Origin of the sequence: Hyella patelloides LEGE 07179, assembly GCF_900659865.1 — a bacterium.
GTDB classification, from domain to species: domain Bacteria; phylum Cyanobacteriota; class Cyanobacteriia; order Cyanobacteriales; family Xenococcaceae; genus Hyella; species Hyella patelloides.
On sequence record NZ_LR214008.1, the window covers coordinates 1 to 10,909 of the forward strand.

The following is a 10,909-nucleotide window of genomic DNA, read 5'->3' on the forward strand; positions in this document are numbered from 1 at the left end:
GGGGATAATTATGATCGCATTTCCCAATACAGGAAAACTAGCAAACAACTCATTGTGACAAAATTGATTATCTTGACCCTTTAAATACATTCGTTCTTTAAACCAAAGTTCTCCCAAATCGGAACAAACCTCTAAATAATGATCGTAATAACGGAATTGATAACATTCACCCCTTGCTAACCTTCCAGGTAAAATAATATCGCTCCAAAATAAACTAGCAGTAGGATGTATCTCAATTTTAGTGGTTTGTTGTAAAGCACTATCTTGATAAAGAATTAAAGGCTCAGGAACAAACTCCACTATTCCCTGTTGTGCTATGTTCCAATTATAGTTAACCTTTGCTGTACTTCCTTTGGTCATCGGATGCACTTTGGTTGCTGATTGTTCTGTCAGATAGAATTGGCTATTCTTTCCCAAACTCAGAGAGATATTTAAATTGTCTTGAGCAAACAAACCAGGAGAATTATTTCTCAGATAGATATAAGCACGGTTATGATTATCTCGATCCAAACGAAAAGGACGGGATATTCGCATGGGATGGGTTTGATACTGGTGAGTAATTACCGTCTTACCCCAAGAGTTGCACCTCAGTTTGAGTTCTAAGGCTGAATATTCCTGTAAGTTTTGATTTTCTGCCACTTCATTTAACATTGAAGGAAATAATTTGTCATACCGAATCAAATAATGGCTGCCACAGATAATTTTTGGGTAGGGGCGTTTCGCGAAACGCCCCTACGGGATGTGTCGCATTCATTTTTGATGAAACAAAACATTCTGCAAAATAAAACCCATAACCTCTTCCAAGCCTTCTCCTGTTTTGCAGTTGGTAAAAACCGCAGGTTTACCTTGACGATAAATAGCCGTATCTCGACGAATGACATCTAAATCTGCTCCCACATAAGGAGCAAGATCGATTTTATTAATGACTGTCAAATCTGCACCCACAAAGCCTGGGCCATTTTTGCGAGGAATATCATCCCCTGCACCCACATCAATGACAAACATATAAGCATCCACCAAATCGTAACTAAAAGTTGATGCCAAATTATCCCCGCCACTTTCAATCAAAATTAAATCTAACTGTGGAAACAGTAACTCTAGATCTTGAATAGCCAGTAAATTCATGGTAGGGTCTTCACGGATAGCTGTGTGAGGACAACTCCCAGTTTCTACGCCCGTAATTCTACGGTCAGGTAAGATTGCTTTTTTCTTCAAGCGATCGGCATCTTCAGTTGTTAAAAGATCGTTAGTAACCACTGCCACTTCTATTTCCCGATCTTTTAATAAAGGAATTAGACATTCTAATAAAGCAGTTTTACCACTGCCTACCGCTCCGCCAATACCCAATCTTGCTGCTGTGTGCTTCATTGAATTTTCTGCATGATATCAATAAGTAATTTAATTTTCTACTAGATAATAGTTTCGCTTATAGGAAGTATCTTTTCCTCCATAATTCCTTTGTCACGTAATCTAGAGACTAATTTTGTCTACCTTGAGATATACGTTCATCTTCTCTCAAAAATTGTAAAGTCTTCAACAAATTTTTTTACTAAAAATGTGTAATTCACAATACAATTTTGTATCGAAAAAAATACAAATTCAGGTTATTAGTTATTAATATTGGCAATAACTTAAAAAAGAGATGAAGTTTCTGTGAAAAATTGCCCTTTACTATTGTCTATTTTGGTAATCAGAGACTATTATGTTTATTATGTTGAAGGTACTTACGTAAAATCCCTTTTCTGAGGGTTTACACTGACATTTCTCGAAACTCATATTAGTAAAAATAACTTATTCGGAGTACATAAAATTAATGGGTCTTAGAACATATATTTCTCTGGGTGTAGCTTCTGTGGCTACTTTATCTGGGGCTGGTGCTGCCCAGGCTGCTGCTCTTCAAGGTAGAGTCGGAATCAACCCCCCAAGCCCAACTCCTGGGGGAGAGCAAACAGGTGTTGTTTTCACTGGAACTGGTATTACTGTTGGTGACGTAGATCCTAATGCACCAGATCCTACAAGACCCCTAACGGACTTGGATTTCGTTCCTCCTGAAGGAGGTGGCACTGGTCCTGTCGTTGAACTAAACGCTAATCCTTTCAATGGCTCTAACGATTTTGCAGCCTTTGTAGGTCAAACTGGTGATATTAGAGACCTACCTTTCGCGGACACTGTGGATCTGATTAATAATCCTATTCCAGACTTCATCGTACTGGACAATGCATTTTCTGTTACATTAACAAGTCTTCAATTTCCAGAATACACATTTGATGGTACTGGAACTACTGTTTCCCTAGGTGTTACGGGAGATTTCATCAATTTATCTGATGGTTCTAATGATGTGTCTTTTGGGACAGGAACTTTTAGTGTTGACTTTGCAGGTTTAAGCATCGCTGAAACTCGAGCTTTATTTGATGAGCCTGGTGAAACACCCGACCAATTCAACCCTGGTACTTGGTCTAGCAACTGGGTAGTAGAAGGAGAGGAGCATGAAAATATTCCTGAAGCTTCCAACTTATTGGGTTTATTGGCAGTTGGTCTTGGCGGAGCTTTTGTACTTGCTCGCAAGAAAAAGTAAGTTTGTGTAAGAGTATTTTTTAGGCTGTTGTGATTGTTCTAACAGCCTGATTAATTTTCAGATTTAAATATCGAAATCAATTGCGGTAGGGTCATATTTTGTGGCGTTACTGCTTTTTGCTTTTAGTATAAAAACCCTATGTAATACTAAATCCGATTATCAAACCATTCATGCAATATTTGTGTAGAGACGCGAAATTTCGCGTCTCTACAAGGTTTAATGGTTTTACCGATAAGTGGTTTATAGTAGATTTTGTTTCTCAGAAGAAAGGTAGGTTGACTTACTTATCTTTCGATTTCAATTATTGTCGATCAAAAACACAGTAGGGTGCGAGGTACAGCAACAGGGCTATTTCATTCTCAATAGCCAGAGTAGCCAGAGAATAAATTCTCCGTCTGACATCCCAAGTCCGTTTAAACGGACTTAATATTTAAGCCAAGAAATTAATTTCTTGGTTCATTGTACTTCCACGCCAATAGTTTTTTTATCCCAACCAATTAACATACTGTGGCGATAGAACTCTCGTCCCATCAAGTGTGATGATTAATATCGACGACAGACGCTCTGGGTAGTATTCCCAGAAAAAAACATCGGAGTTTTAATATTTTTTTTATTGCTGTATTTGTGAGAAACAGCACAAAATTAAATTCATAAAAAAAAGTCTTGCTATGCAAGACTTTCAATAATTGATTATGGTTTTGTATGACAGGTTGAGTAAAGTCAAAAAGTTCAATACCACACCTAATTTATGGTCAAGCTTTATAAGTCCGAATATTTGAAGCTAAACCCAATAATTCAAGAACTCTAACAGCAGTCCAAGTTAAATCAAGTTCCCACCATTTCAATCCATGACGAGCCGAATGGGGATGAGCATGATGATTATTATGCCAGCCTTCTCCATAAGTCAAAACAGCTACCCACCAGCAATTGACAGAACTATCTTGGCAGTCAAAATTGCGATAGCCGAATTTGTGTGTAGCACTATTAACCAGCCATGTACTGTGATAAGTAAGAACCAAGCGCACAAAGACACCCCAAACAACACCACCCCATCCCGCAACTAAGTAAAAGAAAACAATTGACGCTAGTTGAAATAGAGGAAAAAAGCGATGTAAAAATTCATAGTAGGGGTCGCCATTAAGATCGCCAGTCAATTTTCTAATTTTTTCTTCTGAAGGAGACTGATGTAATATCCATGATATGTGACTCCACCAAAAACCTTTTTCATTGTTATGGGGATCTTGTGCAGTATCAGAATATTTATGGTGTAAGCGATGAAATCCCACCCAATCGATAGGACTTCCTTGAATGGTTAAAGTCCCTAAAGTAGTGAGGATATATTCTACCCATTTAGGTGTTTTAAAACTGCGGTGACTCAGAAGACGATGATAGCCGAGAGTTATTCCTAACCCGCAAGTCAGCCAATGAAGAAAAATAGTAAGTGCTAAAAGCGACCAACTAAAAGTAAAAGGGGCAAACAATACTCCTAAATGAGTAATAGTTAGGGATACAATAATTGGGAAATTAAGTTTTGATTGATCTATCTCGATTGTGGTAGTCATTGAAAAAAAATAGCATTTAGTAACTCGGTAAAATCGAAGAAGATTATCGATTTACTAATATAGTTCCCAAAAAAAGTCAAAAAATAGATACAAAATAGATACAAAATAGATACAAAATAAAAATATGACCCTGATAAGAATAGATTTATGGAAATGTATAGTTAAAAAATAGGTATCTACAGTAATCCAACAATATAATTACAAACCTGAAAAGCGTGAATCTATGGAAATCACAAAAACTGACCAACCCTTACTAATATTTTCTGAAGGAATTAGCTATGCTCATATCGCCCGCTCTCTAATCTTTGCACGATGGCTGAAGCAACTAGATTATTCTATATTAGTTGCTTGTCCCGATTCATCATCTTCTCTGTTTCAGGCTGAAGAATTTGAAACTATCAGTCTCAAAATTGCAGAGCCAAAAGCTATTTATCAGCGTTTGCGCCAAGGAAAAATGATGTATGAAACCAAAGATTTGGTTCAATATTTTGAGCAGGACGACTCACTGCTAAAGCGCATTCAACCGCAATTAGTTATATCAGAATTTCGGTTTACTGCTCTACAATTAGCCAAAAAATATGGCATCCCTTCTGTAGGATTAACTGAAGCAACCTGTCATGTCAACTTTGTTCCTGATAAAACTGTTCCCGACCCCTTTGCAAAACCTAGCTTTGCTCCCCTTTGGTTGCTTGACTTTATTGCTCAGAAAACTGTAATCGGCGAGCTAATTAATAAACAAACAATTAAAAACATTTCTATTTCTCTAAGAGAAGCATCTGTAGCTTATGGGCTAGAACCATTACCCACTTTTTTTGATTATGCTAGTCAAGGAGATATCTGTCTCATTTGCGATCATCCCGATCTAGTTCCTATTAAATCTCTTCGCCCAGGAGATATTTACACGGGAGCTATGCTGTGGGAACGTCATGAACCATTACCTCTTGAACTTTCCCAACTTGATACTGACAAAAAAACAGTTTATATTTGTCCAGGTACTCAAGAATCCTTGCCTACAGATTTTCTAGTATCCTACATCCAAAAGTTGCTGGAGCAAAATTTGCAGGTGATTGTTTCCCGTGGCAAACGAAATTTTGACTTAACAATAGATAATAAAAATCTTTTTATTTTTGATTTTATCAATGAAAACAAACTACTTTACCAAGTAGATGTCATGGTTTATCCTGGTGGAGCAATGAGTACTTACCAAGCTTTATCCTGCGGAGTTCCACTGATACCTTTACCCGCCCATGCCAATCAACATTTTTATGCTGAGGCTTTAGCACGCAACCAACTAGGCTACTTTTTCCGTCCTTCTCGCTTAAAGATAGATGCTCTTGTTAAAAAGACTCTGCACTTACTTAATGATTCAATAACTAAAGCTGCAACCAAAAAATTTCAACAAAAACTAGATTCTTTTGAGGCAAAAGAGACTATTCTCAAGCGAATAGAAAAATTATTAAACAGATAATTTATAACTTTGCTTATAATTTTAAAAAAAATGATTATGAATACAAAAAATAAAGAAAGTGTAAGTCAAGTTTTTGCTCTAGGATTTCCTATTAATCTAGGATTAGAATTATCAATTAATTTTATATCCTTTCTAATTCCAGCTATATTATTAATTCAACTTGGGAAAACAGGAAATATAATTTTAGTCTCCTTTAGTATTCTTATTAGTTTTTATATTTATCCCTTAATGATTTTGCTGCTTGGTGCTATTTGCACTAGATTACTTCCTAAACCAAAATTAGGGCGTTTAACTACCCAAGAAGATTATCTTAAGTATCAGATACTTGCTGCTCTTAATAAGTTTATCAAAAGAACTCCAGCAAGATGGATTATAATATTTCCTTTTCCAGCATATTTATTTTATAAAATAGCAGGAGCAAAAATCGATGTTAGTGTGCTTCAAAGTTCCCCTGATTCAATTCCTGATTTTTACTTAGTATCTATTGGTAAAAACACTTTACTTGGTTGGAATTGCAATATATTTGGTCATTATACTCCTGACTCGACTAATACCTTTTTGGGAAAAGTAGACATTGGCAATAATGTTCTTATTGGCGCAGAAGCTATAGTATGGCCAAATGTTAAAATTGGCGATAATTCTATAGTTCAAAATAAATCTGTAGTAAGACCTGGTACTATTATTCCTCCTAATGAAATTTGGGGTGGTATACCTGCTAGAAAAATTAAAAGTATCGAACAACAAACTTACCCAATTCCTCTTCCAGAAATAGAGCAAGTAGAGACATATATTCAAGAGTTATTGTCAAATGATTACAACCTCAAATGTTCAGATAAAAATGAACCTCTACTATCTTTAGGTTTGAAAATAGAGGACTTAACTCGCATATTCAACAAACTACAAAAAAGGTATGACAACCTCTTTATTGATGTAACGGAAATTAATACTGAAACTTTTAGTGTTAAAGATATATTAGCAACAATACACAAGTGGAAAAATACAAAATAACCTACTTACAGCAGTTTCTGATTTGGTATACCACACTAATCTGTTTAGGGAACAGGAAACAGAAATTGTTTAGTCGCGTGGTTTATTCAACTGAAAAGCGCAGTAAGATAATTTGAATTTGAGAAATGAAGATTGATTTGACTAAAAAATGAAATTAACTCAAATTATACTAAAATTTGTTGAGATTCACCAGTTAAAGGTTTTGTTGAGGGGTAATGAGCAGAAGGTTTTTAATCCATTTTACACTTTTAACTAAAAGCGGGTATTTAAACTTTAAACTCGGATTTGGTATTGTTCTAAAATCAATTATTCTAGTTTTTATTTTCTGTTGAACCTTTGCAGAAAGCAGCGTAACTTAACTTGTGAACATTTTTTAGTCTGGGATAAAAAGCAGTGTGTGTTCCAGACATATTCAGATAGTTTAAGAAAGAATAGCAAGCCGTAGTACCTTCATGTCCTAAAGGATCTAGATAGTATAGAGCAGGGGGTTTAACTCTTTTCCAGTAATCATCGTCAGGAAGATCGCTAGTTTGGGGTTGTTCGATTTTTTGATTTCTGTAAAAAGGCAAGTTGAGGCTTTTAGTTAAAATGCGAATCAAATAATCGTGTTGCACAGTAGCAATTTGCTTGACTCCCATCATGCGACAAAGATTTTGAATCCCGACAATTAACATCATCATGATTGGTCTTCTCATTTCTGCTGGTGCATCCTGAGAGACAGCCAGAGCAGAGATTTCTGCTATTTCGTAATCCGAAGCGTCAAAATAATCTTTCCAATGGGACTCGCCAAAAAAAGCTTCGCTTTTGAGCAGTTTACCAGGTCTTTTGATTTGAATGTTTGCGTTACCTAAAACTTTGCCATTACAAGCGACAACTATTCCGTAATCATTGCCATCTACTAAATTTTCTGTATTCCAAACTTCCTTGTATACTGCCTTAGCTAAATTGCGTCCTCTAGAATAAAAAATATCCTCTCTTTCTACAATGTGAGTTTCTATGGAGGATTGAATGTTTAATTGAGGTTCTTTATTAACGTCTACTGGATTAACGTCTACTGGACTCAAATTTAGCTGCTTCTGCATTTGAACTCGATTCTCCCTAGAAAGCTTCTGATAGCTGATTAATTGTGATATTTTTTATATTTTTTATAATACAGATCAAGTGTCGTTTTTGACCCTGCTCAATCAGAGAGTAAAGGAGAAATGTGAAGAAATAGATAAGAGTACAAAAAGCTTAATTAAAATCAGTATTTCCCTGGAGTATTGGAGCGATTTATCAGAGGGATTCGTACTTGGAAGCAGCTACCAACGTTAGGTTTACTGGTAACATTAATTCTACCACCATGACCTACTGCAATTGCTTTGGCAATGGACAGTCCTAAACCTGTCCCACCCTCACGACGAGAGCGAGCTTTATCTGCTCGCCAAAAACGGTCGAATACATTGGGTAGTTGATCTTCTGCGATGCCAATACCTGTATCTCTAACATTCACCATTGCATGACGATTTTGTTTACTGAGTTCTATCGTAACAATTCCACCTTCGGGAGTGTATTGAATAGCGTTATGTATCAAATTAGAAAAGAGGCGAGATAACTTTGATTTATCCCCCAGGATAATTAAATTGTCTGTCAACTGAGATTTTAAGCTAATTTTTTTATTTTGAGCTACTGGCTCTAGAAGAATAAACAAGTTTTGTAGAATTACACTAAGAGAGATTTCGATTTTTTCACGAGTGGGAACAATAACTTCTTTATCTGTTCTTGCCAAAAATAATAAGTCTTCAATTAATTGACCCATCTGGGATGTGGCACTAGCGATCGCAGTAAGTTTTTTGCTATCTTTGGGATGAATGCGTTCGGGATGATTGCGAATAATGTCCACCGAAAACTTGATTGCAGTAAGGGGTCCTCGTAATTCATGGGAAGCATCGGCAGTAAATTGTTTTAATTTAAAATAGCTTGCTTCGATAGGCTCAATGGCTTTTTGGGTTAACCACATACCCCCCAACCCACTTAAAATCAGAGTGACTATCCCGCCACAACTAAGAACCCAGAGTAGTTGGTGTTGTACGGTTTCAATTTCTTCAATAGATTGACTGGCTCTGATATAGCCTTCTAACGTAGGTTTATTGGGAACTTCACTGTCTTTAAACACAGAGATCGTGTAGGCTCTAATTGGCACATCTACTAAATATTTGGGGATATTAACCGCTCCAGGTCGGGGCTTAAATTCGATTTGAGAAAAGCCTTTATTCCCGATAGAGTTTGCTTCATCATCAAACCACTCTAAACTTTGGCGATCGCGATTAAAAATATCTCGCCAGGGTACTTTATCAACTTGATCGAGATATTCACTACCATTTTGTTCTACTTCCGCAAACGAAGGAGCAGCAGATTGAGCGAGAGTTAACAGTTTTTTGTCCAATTGACGATACAAATTACGACTAAAAAAAACATAAACTCCCATCCCAAAAGCACTGAGAATGGTTGCCATTACCGTGAGGTAAGACAGAAGTAATCGCCATCTTAAACCTTGAAACATCATCTTGTCTAAATTAAATTAACAGCACAATTGAGCCTATTCTGGTTTTTCTTTAAGACGATAGCCCAAGCCATAAACTGTTTCAATAATATCGCTTGGTGCGCCAGAGGCTTCTAGTTTTTGTCGTAGTCCTCTGATGTGAGCTTTTACAGTGGCTTCTTCAGGAACTTGTTCAAAAGACCAAAGATGCTCCAGTATTTGGGCGCGACTAAAAACTCTTCTACCATTACGCAAGAAAAACTCCAGCAACTTATACTCTTTGGGGCTAAGGGGTAAAGATTTCTCTCCATAAAACACCTCACAAGTGCTAGGGTCTAGACTCAAATTACCCCAGGTTAGGATAGGTGCAGTGGTAGAAGCTCCCCGACGTAAGAGAGCGCGAATCCGAGCCGATAATTCTTCCAGTTCAAAAGGTTTAATGAGATAATCATCCGCACCAGCATCCAGACCTTCTATCTTATCGTTGAGGGTATCTTTTCCTGTCAACATGAGTATGGGAATATTTAGACCTTTTTTCCGTAATTTCCTACATAAAGTCATCCCATCCATATTCGGCATCATGACATCAAGTAAAATCATGTCATAGTTAAATACTTCGAGTAATTCCCAAGCGGATTGTCCATCGTATACTGCTTCTACAGCATAGTGAGAATCGGATAAATATTCCACCACTGCATCACTAATCCTTTCATCATCTTCTACTACCAGAATCTTCATTATTTGACCTCTCTACTTTATTGAAGTTTTAAAATATTAAACGCTTTAATCGGTAATAATATCATTCAGTATCTTAAATAGACTAATCTTTAGTTAGTTTACAATTCCTAAACATTTAGTTTGAGGAGTTTTTAATTAGCATACAAAATGCTCAAAATACTTAAGAAAATATGTTTATAAAGTATTCTATTTTACTTACTACCACTATTATAGCTAGTAGTTTTTCGTTACTTGCACAGGCTGAAAGTTCTAATTTCGATCAAATTTTTGTCTTTGGAAATAGTGTTTCCGACGCGGGAAATGTTTATGGTATCACAGGTAGCACGTTCCCTCCATCTCCTTTGTACTATGAAGGCAGATTTTCCAATGGTCAAATTTGGATAGATTATTTAGGGGAAGATTTAGAGCTTAATCCTAGCACTTTTTATAGTGATAGTTTTACGGATGCAGAAGATGGTATTAATTTTGCCATTGGTGGTGCCACAACAGGTACTAACAGTTTGGGAGATTCTCCTAATATTTCTTTTCCTGGTGTGACTACTCAGGTGAATGACTTCATCAATTTTCTTGATGGTGAAACTATTAGTGAAGATGCTCTGGTAATTTTATGGGCGGGAGAAAATGATTATGTAGAAGCTTTTCAGAATAGTGGCACACTAATTAATCCCGCAATTCCGATTAACAACATTGCTAATTCTTTGTCTCAATTAGCTGATGCTGGAGCAAAACATATCTTAGTACCAAACCTTATTAATTTAGCCAATACTCCTTTAGGTCGATCTTTCATCCCTCCAGAACAATTAGATCGATTAACTCTATTAACCAATGCTCATAATAACGCTCTAAATTCTGCGGTTGATTCTCTAGATAAGTCGCTTACAGAAACCGATTTTGCTATTTTAGATGTTAATAGTTTGTTAGAAAATATCTTTGAAAATCCCCTTGACTTTGGTTTTCAGGAAAATCCTCTAGAAAGTTGCTTATCCCCCAATAATTTTCCTGATATTTCCCCTGGTGTAGTACCTTGTGAAAACCCA

10 protein-coding genes are annotated in these 10,909 nt (G+C 36.4%); 4 read left to right on the top strand and 6 right to left on the bottom strand.

Going from position 1 to position 10,909, the window contains the following annotated elements:
• A partial coding sequence (locus H1P_RS26035; protein WP_144873015.1) for an urease accessory protein UreD occupies nucleotides 1-651 on the bottom strand: 651 nt, incomplete at its 3' end.
• Nucleotides 652-750: 99 nt separating this feature from the next.
• Complete coding sequence (gene ureG / locus H1P_RS26040) at nucleotides 751-1,368, bottom strand: urease accessory protein UreG (protein ID WP_144873018.1); 618 nt, start codon at nucleotides 1,366-1,368, stop codon at nucleotides 751-753.
• 445 nt (nucleotides 1,369-1,813) lie between these two features.
• Between ureG and H1P_RS26045 the strand changes: the two genes are divergently transcribed.
• Nucleotides 1,814-2,575: a hypothetical protein gene (locus tag H1P_RS26045; protein WP_144873021.1), complete on the top strand. Its 762-nt coding sequence runs from the start codon at nucleotides 1,814-1,816 to the stop codon at nucleotides 2,573-2,575.
• 752 nt (nucleotides 2,576-3,327) lie between these two features.
• Here H1P_RS26045 and H1P_RS26050 read toward each other — a convergent pair.
• A complete protein-coding gene (locus tag H1P_RS26050) occupies nucleotides 3,328-4,137 on the bottom strand; it encodes an acyl-CoA desaturase (protein WP_144873024.1) in 810 nt (269 codons plus the stop codon).
• 223 nt (nucleotides 4,138-4,360) lie between these two features.
• On the opposite strand from H1P_RS26050, the gene H1P_RS26055 reads away from it, so the two are divergent.
• Together H1P_RS26055 and H1P_RS26060 are read left to right on the top strand one after the other, a co-directional pair.
• Nucleotides 4,361-5,605 carry a glycosyltransferase gene (locus H1P_RS26055; protein ID WP_144873027.1) on the top strand — a complete coding sequence of 415 codons (1,245 nt, stop codon included), beginning with the start codon at nucleotides 4,361-4,363 and terminating at the stop codon, nucleotides 5,603-5,605.
• Between the two features lie 36 nt (nucleotides 5,606-5,641).
• Nucleotides 5,642-6,613, top strand: coding sequence for a DapH/DapD/GlmU-related protein (locus tag H1P_RS26060; protein ID WP_186376150.1), 972 nt, complete (start codon nucleotides 5,642-5,644; stop codon nucleotides 6,611-6,613).
• Between the two features lie 311 nt (nucleotides 6,614-6,924).
• Here the strand turns inward: H1P_RS26060 and H1P_RS26065 are convergent, their stop codons facing one another.
• From H1P_RS26065 to H1P_RS26075, 3 genes are all read right to left on the bottom strand, one after another.
• Nucleotides 6,925-7,695: a hypothetical protein gene (locus H1P_RS26065; RefSeq protein ID WP_222427242.1), complete on the bottom strand. Its 771-nt coding sequence runs from the start codon at nucleotides 7,693-7,695 to the stop codon at nucleotides 6,925-6,927.
• Between the two features lie 161 nt (nucleotides 7,696-7,856).
• Nucleotides 7,857-9,155 carry a sensor histidine kinase gene (locus H1P_RS26070; RefSeq protein ID WP_144873043.1) on the bottom strand — a complete coding sequence of 433 codons (1,299 nt, stop codon included), beginning with the start codon at nucleotides 9,153-9,155 and terminating at the stop codon, nucleotides 7,857-7,859.
• 36 nt (nucleotides 9,156-9,191) lie between these two features.
• Nucleotides 9,192-9,872, bottom strand: a complete 681-nt coding sequence (locus tag H1P_RS26075) for a response regulator transcription factor (protein WP_144873033.1) — start codon at nucleotides 9,870-9,872, stop codon at nucleotides 9,192-9,194.
• Nucleotides 9,873-10,042: 170 nt separating this feature from the next.
• Here H1P_RS26075 and H1P_RS26080 point away from each other — a divergent pair.
• Nucleotides 10,043-10,909, top strand: an 867-nt coding sequence (locus H1P_RS26080; protein WP_144873037.1) for an SGNH/GDSL hydrolase family protein, incomplete at its 3' end; no start/stop codon positions are given.

What these genes read in the sequence shown, in the direction of transcription:
- ureG (WP_144873018.1), bottom strand. Translation starts at nt 1,368, where the DNA reads ATGAAGCACACAGCAGCAAGATTGGGTATTGGCGGAGCGGTAGGCAGT.
- H1P_RS26045 (WP_144873021.1), top strand. Translation starts at nt 1,814, where the DNA reads ATGGGTCTTAGAACATATATTTCTCTGGGTGTAGCTTCTGTGGCTACT.
- H1P_RS26050 (WP_144873024.1), bottom strand. Translation starts at nt 4,137, where the DNA reads ATGACTACCACAATCGAGATAGATCAATCAAAACTTAATTTCCCAATT.
- H1P_RS26055 (WP_144873027.1), top strand. Translation starts at nt 4,361, where the DNA reads ATGGAAATCACAAAAACTGACCAACCCTTACTAATATTTTCTGAAGGA.
- H1P_RS26060 (WP_186376150.1), top strand. Translation starts at nt 5,642, where the DNA reads ATGAATACAAAAAATAAAGAAAGTGTAAGTCAAGTTTTTGCTCTAGGA.
- H1P_RS26065 (WP_222427242.1), bottom strand. Translation starts at nt 7,695, where the DNA reads ATGCAGAAGCAGCTAAATTTGAGTCCAGTAGACGTTAATCCAGTAGAC.
- H1P_RS26070 (WP_144873043.1), bottom strand. Translation starts at nt 9,155, where the DNA reads ATGTTTCAAGGTTTAAGATGGCGATTACTTCTGTCTTACCTCACGGTA.
- H1P_RS26075 (WP_144873033.1), bottom strand. Translation starts at nt 9,872, where the DNA reads ATGAAGATTCTGGTAGTAGAAGATGATGAAAGGATTAGTGATGCAGTG.